At 56.2% G+C, this 16,303-nt stretch carries 14 protein-coding genes; 7 read left to right on the top strand and 7 right to left on the bottom strand.

Annotation, left to right across the window (positions count from 1 at the left end; genetic code table 11):
* Positions 1-55: 55 nt before the first annotated feature.
* A complete protein-coding gene (locus tag LG376_RS10940; RefSeq protein ID WP_225747136.1) occupies positions 56-1,297 on the top strand; it encodes an MFS transporter in 1,242 nt (413 codons plus the stop codon).
* Between the two features lie 14 nt (positions 1,298-1,311).
* Here LG376_RS10940 and LG376_RS10935 read toward each other — a convergent pair whose 3' ends face one another.
* The 4 genes from LG376_RS10935 to istA all read right to left on the bottom strand — a co-directional run bounded on the left by LG376_RS10935 (position 1,312) and on the right by istA (position 8,466).
* Positions 1,312-2,526 carry an Nramp family divalent metal transporter gene (locus LG376_RS10935; protein ID WP_370633389.1) on the bottom strand — a complete coding sequence of 405 codons (1,215 nt, stop codon included), beginning with the start codon at positions 2,524-2,526 and terminating at the stop codon, positions 1,312-1,314.
* Positions 2,527-2,698: 172 nt separating this feature from the next.
* Positions 2,699-5,821, bottom strand: a complete 3,123-nt coding sequence (locus tag LG376_RS10930; RefSeq protein ID WP_225747134.1) for a DUF3427 domain-containing protein — start codon at positions 5,819-5,821, stop codon at positions 2,699-2,701.
* A 261-nt stretch (positions 5,822-6,082) separates the two neighbouring features.
* Complete coding sequence (locus tag LG376_RS10925) at positions 6,083-6,841, bottom strand: ATP-binding protein (RefSeq protein ID WP_049377799.1); 759 nt, start codon at positions 6,839-6,841, stop codon at positions 6,083-6,085.
* Positions 6,842-6,858: 17 nt separating this feature from the next.
* Positions 6,859-8,466 (bottom strand): IS21 family transposase, encoded by a 1,608-nt coding sequence (istA, locus tag LG376_RS10920; protein ID WP_198492028.1) that lies wholly within the window; start codon positions 8,464-8,466, stop codon positions 6,859-6,861.
* A gap of 369 nt (positions 8,467-8,835) precedes the next feature.
* Between istA and LG376_RS10915 the strand changes: the two genes are divergently transcribed.
* Positions 8,836-9,039, top strand: coding sequence for a hypothetical protein (locus tag LG376_RS10915; RefSeq protein ID WP_225747133.1), 204 nt, complete (start codon positions 8,836-8,838; stop codon positions 9,037-9,039).
* Here the strand turns inward: LG376_RS10915 and LG376_RS10910 are convergent.
* Positions 9,026-9,421: a (deoxy)nucleoside triphosphate pyrophosphohydrolase gene (locus LG376_RS10910; RefSeq protein ID WP_225747132.1), complete on the bottom strand. Its 396-nt coding sequence runs from the start codon at positions 9,419-9,421 to the stop codon at positions 9,026-9,028. The genes LG376_RS10915 and LG376_RS10910 overlap by 14 nt on opposite strands.
* A 133-nt stretch (positions 9,422-9,554) precedes the next feature.
* On the opposite strand from LG376_RS10910, the gene LG376_RS10905 reads away from it, so the two are divergent.
* On the top strand, positions 9,555-10,901 hold the full coding sequence (locus tag LG376_RS10905; RefSeq protein WP_225747131.1) for a YjiH family protein: 1,347 nt from the start codon (positions 9,555-9,557) through the stop codon (positions 10,899-10,901).
* A 155-nt stretch (positions 10,902-11,056) separates the two neighbouring features.
* Positions 11,057-11,437 carry a hypothetical protein gene (locus tag LG376_RS10900; RefSeq protein ID WP_225747130.1) on the top strand — a complete coding sequence of 127 codons (381 nt, stop codon included), beginning with the start codon at positions 11,057-11,059 and terminating at the stop codon, positions 11,435-11,437.
* A gap of 37 nt (positions 11,438-11,474) precedes the next feature.
* On the opposite strand, the gene hutG is transcribed toward LG376_RS10900, so the two are convergent.
* Entirely contained in the window at positions 11,475-12,407 is a 933-nt protein-coding gene (gene hutG, locus LG376_RS10895; RefSeq protein ID WP_225747129.1) for a formimidoylglutamase, read from the bottom strand.
* A 98-nt stretch (positions 12,408-12,505) separates the two neighbouring features.
* Here hutG and LG376_RS10890 point away from each other — a divergent pair, with 98 nt between their 5' ends.
* The 3 genes from LG376_RS10890 (at position 12,506) to LG376_RS10880 (ending at position 15,508) form a co-directional block, all read left to right on the top strand.
* Positions 12,506-13,213: an IclR family transcriptional regulator gene (locus LG376_RS10890; protein ID WP_225747392.1), complete on the top strand. Its 708-nt coding sequence runs from the start codon at positions 12,506-12,508 to the stop codon at positions 13,211-13,213.
* A gap of 77 nt (positions 13,214-13,290) precedes the next feature.
* Complete coding sequence (gene hutH, locus LG376_RS10885; protein ID WP_225747128.1) at positions 13,291-14,844, top strand: histidine ammonia-lyase; 1,554 nt, start codon at positions 13,291-13,293, stop codon at positions 14,842-14,844.
* Positions 14,845-14,917: 73 nt separating this feature from the next.
* Entirely contained in the window at positions 14,918-15,508 is a 591-nt protein-coding gene (locus tag LG376_RS10880) for a flavin reductase family protein (protein ID WP_255632147.1), read from the top strand.
* Here LG376_RS10880 and LG376_RS10875 read toward each other — a convergent pair.
* Positions 15,491-16,276, bottom strand: a complete 786-nt coding sequence (locus tag LG376_RS10875) for an SGNH/GDSL hydrolase family protein (RefSeq protein ID WP_225747126.1) — start codon at positions 16,274-16,276, stop codon at positions 15,491-15,493. The two genes, LG376_RS10880 and LG376_RS10875, sit on opposite strands and share 18 nt — an antisense overlap.
* Positions 16,277-16,303: the final 27 nt, after the last annotated feature.

The following is a 16,303-nucleotide window of genomic DNA, read 5'->3' as shown; positions in this document are numbered from 1 at the left end:
GAGTACAACCTGCAAATGGCTTTCCCTGATGCCAAGGATTAGAGTTGCAGCCGATATGATGAATACACACAGCGGGGAAGTAGAACACGAGGAAGCGCCAAAGATCCCACGCGAAATCTGGGTCATGGTTACCGCCGCCTTTATTATCGCTTTGGGCTACGGCCTCATTGCCCCGCTCCTTCCGCAGTTTGTGGTGAGCTTCGATGTCTCCATGGCCGCCGCAGGCCTGGTGGTTTCCATCTTCGCCGCCTCGCGCCTTATCTTCGCGCCCATGTCCGGTTCTTTGGTGGATCGCGTCGGCTCGCGCCGCGTTTACCTCATCGGGCTCATGACCGTCGCAGTGACCACGGGGCTAGTCTCCATTGCGCAAAGCTACTGGCACATCGTGGCCCTGCGTGCCATAGCCGGCATTGGCTCTACTATGTTCACCGTTTCTGCCATGGGCCTTATTGTGCGCATGTCCCCGCCGACGATTCGTGGCAAGTGTTCTGCCACCTACGCCACGGCCTTCCTGCTCGGTAACGTCGCCGGCCCCGTTCTTGGTGCCAGCCTGTCCTTCCTGGGCTTTCGCTGGCCATTTTTCATCTACGGTGTGGGCGTGGCGCTGGCCGCGTTCGTCGTCTGGTGGCAAATGCCCCGCGTGAACCACAAACAAGCCAGCAAGGATAAGTTGCCGCCCATGCGCCTGCAGGAGGCCTGGGGCGATACCGCCTACCGCGCGGTGCTGACCTCCAACTTTGCCCATAGCTGGATCAACATGGGCGTGCGCGTATCCGTCCTGCCGCTTTTTGCCGCCTCCATCTTCCACAATGGCGCGGCTGCCTCCGGCCTGGCGCTCGCGGTCTTCGCGGCCGGCAACGCCATCGTCTTGCAATTTTCAGGCAAATGGTCTGATATCCACGGCCGCAAGCCACTCATTCTCATCGGCCTTATCGGCTCAGCCATCTTCATGGTGCTGATGGGCATGGCTACCAGCGTGTGGTTCCTCCTGCTTATTTCCGCCTTCGCCGGCGCCTCCTCCGGGCTTATCAACCCCTCCCAGCAGGCCGCGGTGGGAGACATCGTGGGCAATGACCGCTCCGGCGGCAAGGTGCTATCCACCTTCCAGATGGCAGGAGACTTCGGCCAAATCTTGGGGCCCATGCTCATTGGCCTGCTTGCCGACGCCTCCGGCTTCCCCCTCGCCTTCACCGTCTGCGGCGCCATGGCCTTCATCGGCATCATTGCCTGGGCATTCGGCCGCGATCCGCACGCCGCGGTGGGGAATAAGCCGAAGCGAGTGCCGCAGGGGAAGTAGGCACGTATTCTCGGCTAGAGAATTTCACCCAGTTGGGAAACACATAGATAAACGAAGGCAACGGAGATTACCGCCATCAACGTGTTGACGATCCAGCCGTTTCTCCATTGCTTTGGGGTGTGTTTGGTATTCAGCAGGACCAAAAGCGTAAGGCCTAAGAACGGCATAAACAAAGCGCCCAGAACGCCGTAGGCGATGATGAGTCCGGTTGGCTTTCCAAGGAGCAAAAGCAGCATTGGTGGGAAGGTCAGCCAGATGAGGTAAGCGCGGTAGTACTTTCCACCAGTACTGGTTCGGGGATCGCCTTGCGGGATCTTTTTGAGGTGGCCGATGTAGTCGGCAAACATCAGAGACACACCGTTCCAAACACCGAGGCAGGAAGAGAATGCGGCAGAGAAGAACCCGACGATGAACAATTTGGACATGAAGGCTCCGTAGCGGTCCTCGAGAACGTCTGCCATATCAACGAGACCCTGGTCATTATCAGAGACCGCGACATTGGCGCTGTAGAGGAGTTCAGCGCCCAGCGCGAGTGTGGCTAAGACAAAAATACCGGTAACTGCGTATGCCACTGCATTGTCCATGCGCATAACTTGCATCCATTTTGGTGTGTACCATTCCTTTTCTCTCAGCCAGTAGCCGTAAGCGGCAAGCGTGATTGTGCCGCCCACTCCGCCAGCGATGGACAACACATAGACGAAGGAGCCATCTGGAATCTGTGGTACCAAACCACCGATGACTTCGGGAAGGTTCGGAGCTGTAATGGCGGCGATGCCCACCACGGTGACAAACATGATTCCGACTAAGATGGCTGATAGCTTCTCGAAAAGCTGATATCGCCCAAGCCAAGTTAGAGTGAAGCAGGATATTCCAGCAATAATTGCCCACATTTCGAGACTGGTACCTGGGAAAAGGGCGCTAAGAGCGAGGCCAGCGCCGGACATCGATGCAGCGCCGTAGACGAGACCCCAAATAACGATATATGGGGCAAAATACCAGGAGGTCCACCGTCCCAACTCGCGCCAGCCATGGAACATAGTGTTTCCGGTAGCAAGACTATACCGACCGACACCTTCGACTAGGACGATTTTCATAATCGTTCCGATAATGACCGCCCACAGGAGAGCGTAGCCATAACGTTGACCGGCAATCATGGTGGCCACTAGGTCGGCCGCACCAACGCCTGTCGCTGCGGCAACTAGTCCTGGACCGACTAAGGTCCATTTCACTCTAGCTTGGTTGGTAGTGTCTACGTTGTGTCTGCTACCTGCAGGCCGTGCAGAACTCGATTCGCTGGTCTGACTCATGGCACCCTCTCGATTGATTGTGTTTCTAATCACTATAGGGAGGGTGGTGCTTTTCTATCAGGAAAACGAGGATTTCAATTTTTCGATCGGCCGTCTAGGCCACCGTTCTTCCCGCAGCGTAGAGAGCCTTGGGCATTGCTCGCTGGAGCTTCCATTCGAATTGGATCGGCTTTTCTCCATGATGTGACACATAATCCACAGCGCCTAAATAGGTATAAGCGCTCGCTGTACCGACTTCGTTCTTCTTGTTAAAACGCGAGGCTATGAGAATCTTGCCATCACGGTTCTGATGGCCGATGTAGCGTTTAGCCGCCTTCGACTTCAGTGTCGTTGTTGATTGAGATTCCCAGTGCAACAGATCAGGTGAAATTGGATAGTCTCGGTAATTCGTGGAGGCACTGACTTGTTCGTCCTTTTGAAATGTCACCAAGAAAAGGTCGGTGTTGATATCGGGGAAATATTTCACACCCTCGCGTGGTAGGTTTGCAAGCTGTTGAAGGCTTCCCGACTCTAAAGCGCCAATAAGCTCGGCCAACGAGTAATCCGCATGTGTTTCCAAAACCGAACTATCGCTATGCTGTGGAACGATGCGCGAGGAGTCACTGCTAAGTTGCATAACCTGCTCTAACTCCCAAGCAACTTGTGGATGCTGGCGCAAAATCGTCAAGGCCGCGTCATAGGAACCAGGGTGCGGAGAATTTGAGTTCGCCCAAAATCCGAGTACGAGCATTCGGGTGAAGGCCTGGTCGGATGGCTCCATGTCGGCGTAGTGAAGATTTGGGGTGGAAAGAATGCGCAGATACGCATCGACTCGGTGTGAATCGTTGACGTGAAGGAAGACTCGAATTCTATTAAGGAGAAATGATTCGGTCTCATCGGCGTTTTGCTCTAGTAGGCCTTCTTCACGAAGGAGCCGCGTCCACGAATACTTCGAAGGGCGGTAGATATCCTCTAGTTGCAGGTTGGAGTTCTCAAGGAACTCTTTGAGATTTGTGGTACGAATTTCAGAGAGCAATGCACGAACTTTTCGTAAGGAATTTCGTGAGATCTTCTTGACGTTGCGGAGAACCTGCTCGGTCGTCGATTGATCGAATTGAATATGCGAACCCGGTGGGGCGGTGGGAAAGCCTTGTTCGATTTCTTCAACCAAGCGCTTGCCGCGTTTTCGGGTCAAGGCATGGAACTTTCTCTCAAAATCAAAATCGACATGCTGTTGGCCAATGAAATCGAAAATGACGCATGAGTCTTTGCCTGGAGACAAACGGAGACCGCGACCCAGTTGTTGTAGAAAGACCACTGGGCTTTGTGTCGGGCGGAGCAAAAGAAGGGTGTTTACAGCAGGAATATCAACGCCTTCATTAAATATATCTACAGTGAACAGTACTTTGAGCTTGCCAGTTTCCAGATCTTTGATGGCCTGAGCACGCTCGGTGGCTGTGAGATCGCTTGTTACCGCTCGCGCTGGGATTCCAAATTGTTGGAACTGCGTTGCCATATATTTTGCGTGAGCAATAGTGACGCAAAACCCGATAGCTTTCATCTCTGAGAGATCGAAAACGCGTCGGTTAAGCTCGTTAATAATGAAGCGGGTGCGCTTTTCTCCTGCTTTGATGTAGAACTCAGAGAGCTCTCTGGAGTTATAGTCTTTCCTGCCTCGGCTCCATGTCAATGAGGATAGGTCCGTTCCATCGGCAATCCCGTAGTAATGCATGGGGACTAAGAGCTGTAGACGCAAAGCATCCCATAAGCGCAGTTCATGGGCTACGCGATAGTCGAAGTACTTCTGAACGTTTTCGCCATCTCCACGTTCTGGTGTTGCTGTTAAACCTAAGAGCTCTAGTGGCTGAAAGTGGTCCAAAAGTGCTCTATAGGTGGGGGCTTGTGCGTGATGGAACTCGTCGATTACTACGACATCAAAATGAGCTGTATTCAGTTTTTGTAAACGAGAAGCACTGAGAGATTGCACACTGGCGAATACATAGTCCCAGCGGCGAGGCTCAACGCCGTCAACTAACAGCTCACCAAAGTCCGCGTCTTTGAGCACTTCCTGGAATGTACGACGGGCTTGTTGAAGAATTTCCTTCCGGTGTGCAACGAAAAGCAACCGAGGACGTCGCTTCCAGTGTTCGCAAAGGTTTCGGTAATCCAGTGCGGCAACTACTGTTTTGCCTGTTCCTGTTGCAGCGATCAGGAGGTTTCGATGCCGATCTTTTACTTCTCGCTCCGAGCGTAGCGCCTCGAGCATTTCTTCTTGGTAGGGGTAAGGCGTTACCTCTAGGCCAGATAACTCCAGCTGGCGAAGTGTTCCGGAGGCTTCACCACCCTTGGCAACGCGGAGAGACTGCTCGAGTCTCTCCATGTCGCGAATGGGATCGAAGGTCTTGAAGTGGCTGTCGTGCCAGTAGCTGTTGAAAGTCTTGATGAACTTATCTATTACTTCCGGAGTCGCAGTGTTAGACCCGCGGACATTCCACTCCCAACCATCGACGAGGGCAGATCGTGAAAGGTTGGAACTACCAATAAAGGCAGTATCGAATCCGGATTTTCTGCGGAAAAGCCAAGCTTTGGCATGAAGTCGAGTGGATTTATGCTCGTAGCAAATCTTTACGTCGGCCTGATACTTCTCAACCAATCGCTTGAGGGCGGCTGCGTCGGACGCACCACAGTAGGTAGAGGTAAGTAGACGGAATGGGATCTTGTTATCGCGAAGGTACTCGAGTTGCCTATCAAGAACGCTAATGCCGGAGTTCTTGATAAACGCACAAAGCAAATCTACCGAATCAGCAGTTTTAATTTCTCTCTCGATTTCGCTGGTTAAACTAGATTCACCCTGGGCGTTGGTGAATAACGCACTCTTGGTAAGTGAAACATCTGGAAGCAAGGGAGGGTCCGCCAACCCGGAGCTGTATACGGCGTAGAGGAGTTCTTCGGAATCGATTCCCTCATCTTCACCCAGTAACAGCGCGATGTTATTGATTAGGGCAACCCGGTCTTCGGGGGACTTCAAACCGTATAGCCGTCGCTCTAGAAGTGAACCAATGTGTTGTGAAACCGCCGAGGTGTAGCGGCCGTGAGCCTCTTCATCGGAGCTTCTTCCAATACCGAATCCTGCTGCAGGATGTTTGCTTAACGTTTCGTTCATGCGTTCACGAATTCGCGTGGTAATAGGGGTCTCGTAAACGCCAAAAGGTAGGGAAGAGTCAGGATTAGTGCTCATAATGAGCAAATTCTAAAGGCTTCGGAATTCAAATTGGCTGATTTATGGATTGGCGAAGTAAATTTTCTCCAAACGGGGTGCCCTTCAGCGATCTTCATTGTTTGTATTCCCCAAAGACTTTGAACTCGATTAAGAAGAGCAATCCCAGCGGTCTAAATGTCAGATGCGAGTTTTTGGTACCGGTGTTCTGGGGACTCGGTACTGTCGTGTTCCGGGTAGTTGGTACCGGGCCGAGGGGTGCGTCGGCCCGGACCGTTAGTCTTAGTTGTCTGGGGTGGTGGGTGCGGTGGCTTTGCGCATGTCGAAGTCTCCGATATGGATTCGGTGGCCGTTGTTGAGGCGGCTTACGAGTGAATCGGCTCCGACTCTGTCTGGCAGTGTTTCAACCCAGTAGGCGGCGGCTGATTGGGAGGAGATCAGTGTTGGGAGCCTTCCGTCGCGGTCGAATATGATCTTGGTTAGGTCTTCTTGCCCGCGCTGGTTGATGCTGATGGTCATAAAGTCGTCGATGATAAGGACATCGACGTTGATCAGTTTCCGCATTTTATCGAGGTAGTTTTGGTCAGTCGGTGAGAAGACCGCCAGCATGTCTACAAGTTGATCCAGCCGGTAGTACGCCACGGAATATCCGGCTTTGCATGCGGCGATGCCGATGGCGCAGGCAATGTATGTCTTGCCTGTTCCGGTCGGTGCGAGGATGTGAATATTGGTCGGGTTTTCCCGCCAGTTGGTTGCTGCGATTCGTTTCAGCTGGCGCATGTTGATACCGCGTTGTTCTGCCCGGGTGATTTCAGCCAGGCTTGCATCCGGGTATCGGAATTGTGCCTGGGTGATGGCCTTGGCGATATTGCGCTGTTGGCGTTGTGTGTAGGCTTCTTCGACTGCGGCGAGGAAGATGTCTTCTGGTAGCGCATCCGCATAGGCCTCGTCGTTGACAACCTCGTAGAAGATGTCAGCGAAGGTTGATACGCGAAGCTTGCGCATTTTCGCCCGCACAATCTCGTCGTCGATGCTGCTCATGATTTTTCACACTCCTTCTAGTTTTCGTAGTGGTCAGCAGGCCGGATAAAGACGGCATCGGCCACGTCGCCGGTAAGCGGGGTACTTGGGCGTGGTTGGCGCTTGGACACAGGCTGTGTTTTGGGCCCTGGTGCCCAGGGATGTTGTTGGGCGTGGGCAATGTCAGTCTGGATGCGTTTGATCACTGCCATTGTTGGGGCCAGTTTCTTGTCCACGACCTGCTGGCATGCCGGTTCGAGGGTGGCTTTGTTGTGCTTTTTGCCCAGGTTGGCCAGCACGTTGCGTGCCTGGATGAGTCCGCGGGGTACGGCGGCACTATTGCGGTCGAGGATCATCGCTATGACTGCGTGCGTTGCTGCCCCAAACGACGATGCCCAGGCCAAAAGCTCATCACGGGTAAGCGCCTTGTGGCCTTCATCATCGCCACGCGGCCCATGCTGAGGGTTTGTGGAATACCGGTATTTGAATCCGTGAAGGCGCGTGTGTTCAGCAACAAGCTGCTCCCCGTTGAAGACGCTCACCAGTTGCGGGGTGAGCCTGACTGTTACCGATTCTTCTACCAGCTGAAATGGCACTGAATAGTACTGGTAGTCACAGGTGATGTGCCAGTTGCGATCGACTTTAAGCCGCTTATAAGACACTTCCGTAAACGGCGTCGGCGGAAGGTCTCGCATCATTGGTGCCTCTTCTTTATCAAAGCGCATCTGCCGTGTTGAGCCATCAGGCCGCGTCATTGCGCCGTTGATATCGACAAGACGCTCCGCGATCGCCTCATTAAGCTCATCAAGGCTATAGAAGACTTCGTTGCTGAAGTAACCCAGGATTTTGGTGTAGGCGATTTTCACGGCACGCTCTACCGCTGCCTTGTCGCGTGGCCTGCCGGGCCTAGTCGGCACGATCGTGACGCCGTAATAGTCTGCAAACGCTGCGTAGCGGTCAGTGACTATCCGGTATGTAGAGGTCTTCTTCGGCCGATAAGTCGCCGTAGAAGCATTATCTGGCACGATGACCGCTGGTACTTTGCCAAGATAATTCAACGCCTTAACATGGCACTCAATCCACGCCGGCATCTTCTCATTCGCAGCAGCAGTAACGTACATCAGCCCTGAGTACGGGCTGACCGCGACAAACAATGACGCCTTGAACACGGTGTCACCACTGGCCTGATCCGTCACTGGCACTTTGTCCCCGGCCCAGTCAACGTAAAGCTCTTGGCCTGGCTCATGGGTGATAACTTCGACGAGATCGTTGGCACGCAGAAATTCATTGAGCCCACTGCAGAACTGGGAGTACTGGTACTTGGTCTTATCCGTCGGACAAGGCTGCGACACGTAGTCCATCCACAGCTTATGCCTGGTCACATGCTTCGTACTTTTCAGCTTGCGTGCAAGAGCATGAAAATCAGGCTGGTCGTAGGACATCGTCCGCTTACTCCGGCCATCACTGAATCGATCATCGAACCATCCCGGTGGGAGCTGACGGAAGCGCTCTGGAGTTAGTTCCTCATCGTTGATGACTTTCTTTGCTCGGGATACTTCTCGTCGTGAACATCCCAATGCATGTGTGATCTGCGCGTAGCTAGCACCATCGAGGCACATCGCGATGATCTGTTTGAAGTTGGCCACAAGGACCGGCTCCTTCCAAGTAGAAGTTGACGCAACACCAGCGGATTGTGGTGTCGCCAACATCAACTATGAAAGAAAACCCCTTGCAGTACCGGGTACGTGGAACACCGGTACCAACTACGCAGACTCGCGGTACCAACTACCCCAAATCGACAGTCTAAATTTTTATCCCTTTCGATTGGAGATGAATTGAGAAGGCCAAAATGACTACGCGATGAGATTCTTTTGGTGGCTGAAATTGGAATCCGTTTAGGATGGCCGGCTACAGGACCTAGGGAGGAAATATCTCGGGTATCCAACCTTCTAGCTATGGGAGTTGTGTATGGAGACGAGTTCCAGCCAGGTCCTAAATTTAGGAATGTCAATGGCGTGAGCCGAAAATACTTTGATCTCTACTCGGCGCGACCCTCCTATCAAGGACAAACTACAAACGGAGGAAAGGCAACGAAGGAAATCGCAGCGTTGGCGGAATCCGATCCGCAATTGGTATTGCGTTTGGCGGAGGATATCCGCCGCATGCTGGCAGAAGGCAAATACGAAAGGAAGAATCTTTCTTTCCTTAGCTGTGACTAGCAGCAATAGCTTCTACTGCCGGGATATCTGCGGGAGCCCACGTCAGGTGCGCAGCCTCTGTGGAGGTAACCCATTTTGTATCGTCATGGTCGGTCAGGCGTAGGTCGCCGTCGACAAGCGTGCAGTAGAAAGTGGTTAGCTCAATCGTCGCAAAATCGTACTCGTAGGTTGTTGTCGTCACTTTCTGGCCCACCTCGGCGATGAGGTTGAGTTCCTCGCGAATTTCTCGCGCTAGAGCTTGCTCAGGAGTTTCACCAGGCTCAATCTTTCCACCTGGAAATTCCCAGTGGCCTTCTAGTGGTTTGCCCGGTTTCTTTCGGCAGGCGAGGAAACGCTGGCCATCATGGAAGACGGCGCCGACGACGCGGATGGGTTTAGACATGACTTTATTGTGCCTTGGATCTCGAAAACGTCTAGACAGTGAGCTGTTACTTAGCTAACATATCCCCAATGTTCGCGTAAGGCTGTCACGCGGGCTTGATTTTTGTATGCAAGCTTGAGGGGACGGTTTTACTGTGACTTCTACCGAATCGGTTTACTCCTCCATCCAGAGCCATGACGGGGAAATCCCGCAGCCTGGCGGACGGTGGAAACTCTTTTTATATAGCGCCATTGGCGCGTTCGTATTCTTCCTGCCGGTGACGTATCAGGATAAGCGCTCCATTCCTTTGGACCACATGGTCACCATGGTGCGCGAAGGGATTCCGGCAGCGGTGCCGTGGATTATCTTTGCCCTTGCTGTCTACGGCACGGTGCGCAGCTTTACCACTGGGGCGTTTAAGGAAAGCGCGCTGCAGGCGGTCTTTGCGGTGCTCAACATTGTGGGTGCGGTGGTCTCCTTCCTTATGGTCATCGATGCGCTGCCGTGGGTGCTAGGCGATGAAGACCTAGTGCCGTTCCTGTGGAACTCCATCGCGATTCCGGTTGGCCTCATTGTGCCTATCGGTGGGGCATTCCTGGCGTTTCTCATTGGCTTTGGCCTGCTGGAATTTGTCGGTGTGCTCATGCAGCCCATCATGCGGCCGCTGTGGAAGACGCCGGGGCGCTCCGCCATTGACGCGGTGGCCTCGTTCGTGGGCTCGTATTCGCTGGGCATTTTGGTGACGGACCGCGTCTACCAAAAGGGCGGCTATACCGGGCGCGAGGCGGCCATCATTGCCACCGGCTTTTCGACGGTCTCTGCGGCCTTCATGGTCATCGTGGCCAAGCAGCTTGACCTGATGAAGATCTGGGGCACCTATTTTATTGTCACGCTCATCGTGACCTTTGTAGTGACGGCCATTACCGTGCGCATTCCGCCGCTGCGCACCATTCCGGATGAGTACTTTGCAGACGCGCACCCAGACCCGGAAAAGCCGGTGGAGGGCTCGCGCATCAAGAACGCGTGGCGCGAAGCAATGCTGGCACTGCAGCGCGCGCCGTCCTTGTGGGAGTCCATCTGGGAGAATTTGCGCGATGGCGTGCGCATGGCGGCGGCCATCGTGCCTTCCATTATGTCGGTGGGCCTTATCGGCCTACTGCTTGCGCGCTTTACGCCCATCTTCGAGTGGATTGGCTACCTGTTTTATCCGTTCGCGTGGGTAGTGCAGCTGCCGGAGCCGGTCCAGGCTGGAAAGGGCGCGGCCATGGGTATTGCGGAGATGTTCCTGCCCGCCACCGCAGTGGCAGGCAGCGACAGCATGGTCCTCAAGTTCGTTATCGGCGTGGTGGCAGTCTCTGCCATTATTTTCTTCTCCGCGCTGGTGCCGTGCATTCTGGCCACCAAGATCCCGGTGAAGCTGACCCACCTGGTCATCATCTGGTTTGAGCGCGTGGCGTTGACCATTCTTATCGCCACGCCGATCGCCCACCTGCTGTTTTGATAAGTTGAACCCAAGACGGGTAAGCGGATCGATATCGCTGGAGGGCAATGATGCTTATAGCCACTATTGCAGCTGAGGTAGCTTTTTGGCTTTGCTTAGTGGCTGGCTGCCTCTTGCGCTACGTGTTTAATCTGCGCAAACTTGGCTTGATACTTATGGCCGCGACCCCAATTATCGACCTGCTGCTCTTAGTATTTTTCTATGTGAGCCTGAGCCAAGGCGGTACGGCCGAGTTCATGCACGGCTTCGCGGCCTTTTATATTGCTTTCTCGGTTGTCTTCGGCAAAGACATTATTGGATTCGTTGACCAGAAAGTTTCTGGCGGCAGCACTCGCACAGGGCCCAAAGATGACCAGCGCAGTTTCACACAATGTGTCCTCGCAAGTGTTGGCGCAGCGCTTTTGCTGCTCATAGGCATTGCGGTGACTGGCTTAGCGGGTAGCTTCTGGCTTGTCTACTGGCTCATCGCCGTTGCCTTTACTCCCGCTATGTGGTGGGGAGTCCAACGCTGGATGAGTAAGAAAGCTACCCGATAAACTGCACGGCCCGGGTAAACCCCAACGCCGTTGGCGTTTAGCTAGTGAGGTGGGCCGTGACGATGTCGTCGATAAGCCGCGCCGCTGCCTTGGCGGTGCGGTTATCTATGTCAAAGGTGGGATTGAGCTCGACGACGTCCACCAGGGCTAGTTTGCCCGTCCGCGCAATAGCTACGGCCATGGCGCGGATACGCTCATAGCTCACGCCCAGAGACGCCGGGGCGGATACGCCCGGCGCGGTAGAAGCCGGCAGGACATCGAGGTCGATGGACAAGTGAACCTTGTCCTTGCCCTCGGTGGCGCGGGCGGCAAGTTCGCCGCACTCGGCTGGGGTTAGGTTGACCAGCTCTTCGTCTAGGGTGATGGCCACGCCGAGGGACTCGGCTTCGTCGAAAAGCACCTTGGTGTTATTGGGGCGGGAGATACCCAACACGGTGTAATCGAAGTCGTCGGTGAGCTCCGACATCTGCTTGAACGGGGTGCCGGAGGTGGCTTGGTCCGCCTGGCGCAGATCGAAGTGGGCGTCCAGATTGATGATCTTGGTGGCGCCCACCGCGCGGTAGAGGCCGCGGTGGGAGCCAAAGGCGGTCTCGTGACCGCCGCCCAGAATGATGGGGAGGGTGCCGGCCTCGACGAGTTCCTGCACCTTGTTAGAAAGCGCGTTGTGGGCGCCGTCGAGGTCGTCGGCTTGGGTGGTGATCGTGCCGGCGTCGGCAAGCGCATGCCCATGGTGGACTGCCAAGGAGCCAAGCGCGGAACGCAGCGCGGCCGGGCCTGCTGCTGCACCCTGGCGGCCGCCGTTGCGCAGCACGCCTTCATCAGACGCAAAGCCTAGGAGGGTTACTGGGGCAGGGGAGTCGGTGGACTGATTGATAACGCTATGCCAGCGGGCATGCTCTGGGCCTGGGCCATCGGAGCGGCCAGACCATTCGGGGGCGGGAGTGAAAAGTTCAGCTTTTTCGGTGTTCATGGTTATCGATGTTAGGTAAAACCGCGGCGTGTGGCAGGAGACTCTGCCTACAATCACTAAGCGTGAGTACCAACAGAGTCCCCGCGGCGCGTCACGCGATGGATATCCTCAAGCTTTTATCCACCATCGACGTCCCTATTTCTGCTGCCCGCATCCAAGGTGAGCTCAACCTGCCGCGTTCATCTACATACCACCTGCTGGCGGAGATGGTTGATGCTGGTTTTGTAGCCCATTTGCCGGAGCATAAAACCTATGGCCTGGGTCTGGCCGCGTATTCCATGGCCTCGGCCTACGTGACGCAGCAACCGTTGGTGCGCATGGCTACTCGAGACTTGGAACAGTGTGCGGCACTGGTGGGTGGATCGGGGCATCTGTCACGTATGGCTGGATCTGAAATTTTGTATCTGCAGGAGGTGCGTGCGGCGGGGGCCACCTCCTTGGTGACCGAGGTGGGTGTGCGTCTGCAGGCACATAAGACGGCGTCCGGGCGTGTGATGCTGGCGCATCTGCCTGATGCGGAGGTGCGCGCCGCCTTTGATATTGCGGGGGGTAGCGGCTTTACCGCGTTGAAAGAACGCTTGAGTTTGGTAGCTGCACGCGGGTGGGACCAGGAGATTGAAGAAATTACTCGCGGTCAGGCCTCTGTGGCGGTACCCATCCTGGATCATTTGGACCGTCCAGCAGCGGCGGTAGCGGTGACGTATCCGGTAGGGACGTCGGATGCGAAGGTAGACGCCGCCATTCGAGCTTTGCTGGAGGTCTCGGACAAGGTAGCTGCCAAAATGTACCGCAACCAGAAAAAGTGAGGTAGCATACGTTCATCGCGTTAGGCTGTCGCGCGACACATCGAAGTTATTGATCCCTTATTTAAAGGAGATTTGCCATGCCTAGCGCCTACCCAACCACCGTGACTGTAAAAGTCGGCGCACTGAGCATCGAGGATGTCGTTGCCGTTGCCCGCTATGGGGCGACGGTGGAGATTGCGCCCGAGGCCTTAGAAGAGGTGGCCGCCACCCGCGAGCGCGTAGAAGAACTCGCGCAGGATCCCACCCCGGTCTATGGCATTTCCACCGGCTTTGGCGCGCTCGCTCGTCGCCATATCCCAGAAGAGATGCGTGCACAGCTGCAGCTTTCCCTGGTGCGTTCGCACGCTGCGGGCACCGGCCCAGAGGTAGAAGAAGAAGTTATTCGCGCACTGATGCTGCTGCGCCTGTCCACCCTGTGCACCGGCCGCACCGGCGTGCGCCCCGTGGTGGTGGAAACCTATGCCAAGGTCCTTAACGCCGGCATTGTGCCGGTGGTGCGAGAGTATGGCTCACTGGGCTGCTCCGGCGATTTGGCGCCGCTTGCTCACTGTGCGCTCGCCCTGCTGGGCGAGGGCGAGGTGCGCGTAAACGGCGAGCTGCAGGATGCGGGCGCAGCCTTGGCCGCGGCCGGCATCGAACCGCTGCAGCTGCGCGAGAAGGAAGGCCTAGCGCTTATTAACGGCACCGATGGCATGCTCGGCCAGCTCTGCTTGGCCATTACTGACCTGCGCGCGGCCGCAAAGACCGCCGATATTGCCACCGCCATGACTGTGGAAGGACTGCTCGGCACCCTCGTGGTCTTTGCCGATGACCTGCAGCAGCTGCGCCCGCACCCAGGCCAGGCCGATGCCGCGGCGAATATTCTCCAAGTGGCCGAAGGCTCTGAAATCTTGGAGGCCGCGCTCGAGGAGTTCAAAAAGAATCAGGTACAAGATGCCTACTCCGTGCGGTGCGCCCCGCAGGTAGCCGGAGGCTTCCGCGATACCTTGGCGCATACCACCCAGGTGGCCGAGCGCGAGCTCGCCGCCGCGGTGGATAACCCGGTGGTAACCAAGGATGGTCGCGTGGTCTCCAATGGCAACTTCCACGGCGCGCCAGTTGCCTATGCGCTCGATTTCCTGGCTATTGTCACCGCGGACTTGGCTTCCATTTCTGAGCGCCGCACCGACCGCTTTCTGGACCCGGCGCGCAACCGCGGGCTGAATGCCTTTCTTGCCGACGACCCCGGTGTTGACTCCGGCCACATGATTGCCCAGTACGCCCAGGCCGGCATCGTCAGTGAGATGAAGCGCCTGGCCAACCCATCTTCGGCCGATTCCATTCCTTCTTCGGCCATGCAGGAAGACCATGTGTCTATGGGATGGTCCGCCGCCCGCAAGCTGCGCAAGGCCGTGGATGGCCTACAGCGCGTGCTCGCTGTAGAGATCCTCACCGCCGCCCGCGCCATCGACATGCGCGAGGGCACCCCGGCCAAGGGAACCGGCGCGGTGATTGAGAAGCTGCGCCAGACTGTGGACGGCCCCGGCGTGGACCGCTACCTGTCTCCGGAAATCGAGGAGACTGTACGCCTAGTCAAGGAAGGCGCTCTTATCGACGTCGTCGAGGACGCTACTGGAAAGCTGCGTGATTAATATGTCGACCATTTCCTGGCATCCGCAGACCGAGCCTAAGCCCTTGCCATTTTCGCCCTTTAAGGCGAGCACGGTGCCACGACCTATTGGTTGGCTCTCTAGCGTCGACGGCCAAGGCCGTGAAAATATCGCTCCCTATAGCCAGTGGCAAAACCTCACCTGCGATCCGCCCATGGTGATGTTTTCGGCCAACCAGTACCCGGACGGTCGTCGCAAGGACACGGTCCTCAATGCCGTGGAAACCGGCTGGTTCGTGTGGAATATGGCTACCTATGACCTACGCGAGGAAGTCAATAAATCTGCCCAGGTACTAGATTATGGCGATAGCGAATGGGACCGCCTGTCCGTTACCAAGGAATATGCGGACAATTACCGCATTCCCATGGTGAAAGAATCGCCGGTGAAGTTCGAGTGCCAGTACAAGACCACGCTGCGCGTGCCTGGCAATTCCAAGGTGGGCAGCATCGATCTCGTGGTGGCGGATGTCAACACTATCCATATCGATGAATCTGTCATCGATGAGGAAGGCAAGCTGGACATCCTCAAGATTAAGCCCATCGCGCGCATGGGCTACTTTGACTACACCGTGGTCACAGAAAAATTCGAGATGCGCGTGCCTGGTTCCGATGACGCCGCACGCGCCGGACTAGAGGGCAGCGCGTAGAGCCTGGGCCATTGCCACCTGGCCCGCGTGGGTGGGATGCATGGGAAAGGAATCAGTCTCCTGGCCTGTGAAATCCACCCACGGCGAGGGGGAACAGGCGGTGTGGTCTAGGGCGGCGTCGGCAAGCACGTAGCTAGCCCCGTTGCGCTCGGCGGCCTCGCGCACCGCCTGGTTGATGCGCTCGATGGACTCTGCCAACCAATCCCGGTCACTGGCCGGGATTTTTTCTATGTAGGGGCAGGTCTCCCCGTGCTTGATAAGGGGGAGGTAGCCGGTGGCAAGGACCTTCACATTAGGGGAGCGGCGGTGAATCTCCTCGTAGACCTTGTCGAGCCGGCGGGGCAGATCGCGGATTTCTAAGTCAATCTGCGCGCCTGATTCCGCCTGGCAGATATCGTCCGTGGCGCACTGGGTAAGCCGCACGAAGCTGGCGTCATTGCCGCCGATGGATAGGCTGACCAGGTCGGTGTCCTCGCGTAGGGCGTCCACCTGGGCGGGGTGCTCGCCGGCCGAGGAGAGTACGTCGAGGGTGCTAGCGCCCTGGCAGGTGACATTGGTGAGTTCTGCGCCTATCTCCTTGGCTGCGAGCTCGGGGTAGGAATCTTGTGCGCGTACGCAGGTATTGGGCGGATCGAGCGGCAGCGTGGTCGATCCCATGGCCGCATAGGAATCTCCCAGCGCTACATAGTGGGGTGGCTGCGGTTCCTCGGCAGGGGTGGAACAAGCGGCGAGGAGGGCCGCGGAAAGGAGGGGGATGAACCGGCGCATGCAGGCCATCGTAGATCATTCCGCGGG

The sequence above is a fragment of the Corynebacterium sp. Marseille-P4611 genome (assembly GCF_916618765.1).
Classification (GTDB): domain Bacteria; phylum Actinomycetota; class Actinomycetes; order Mycobacteriales; family Mycobacteriaceae; genus Corynebacterium; species Corynebacterium marquesiae.
This window is presented reverse-complemented; position numbering and strand designations above follow the sequence as displayed.

Bases quoted from the DNA above. Each gene is read 5' to 3' on its own strand.
- hutG (WP_225747129.1), bottom strand. From the start codon at position 12,407: ATGAACACCGAAAAAGCTGAACTTTTCACTCCCGCCCCCGAATGGTCT.
- LG376_RS10940 (WP_225747136.1), top strand. From the start codon at position 56: ATGATGAATACACACAGCGGGGAAGTAGAACACGAGGAAGCGCCAAAG.
- LG376_RS10925 (WP_049377799.1), bottom strand. From the start codon at position 6,841: ATGAGCAGCATCGACGACGAGATTGTGCGGGCGAAAATGCGCAAGCTT.
- LG376_RS10890 (WP_225747392.1), top strand. From the start codon at position 12,506: ATGGATATCCTCAAGCTTTTATCCACCATCGACGTCCCTATTTCTGCT.
- LG376_RS10875 (WP_225747126.1), bottom strand. From the start codon at position 16,276: ATGCGCCGGTTCATCCCCCTCCTTTCCGCGGCCCTCCTCGCCGCTTGT.
- hutH (WP_225747128.1), top strand. From the start codon at position 13,291: ATGCCTAGCGCCTACCCAACCACCGTGACTGTAAAAGTCGGCGCACTG.
- LG376_RS10900 (WP_225747130.1), top strand. From the start codon at position 11,057: ATGGCCGCGACCCCAATTATCGACCTGCTGCTCTTAGTATTTTTCTAT.
- LG376_RS10910 (WP_225747132.1), bottom strand. From the start codon at position 9,421: ATGTCTAAACCCATCCGCGTCGTCGGCGCCGTCTTCCATGATGGCCAG.
- LG376_RS10930 (WP_225747134.1), bottom strand. From the start codon at position 5,821: ATGAGCACTAATCCTGACTCTTCCCTACCTTTTGGCGTTTACGAGACC.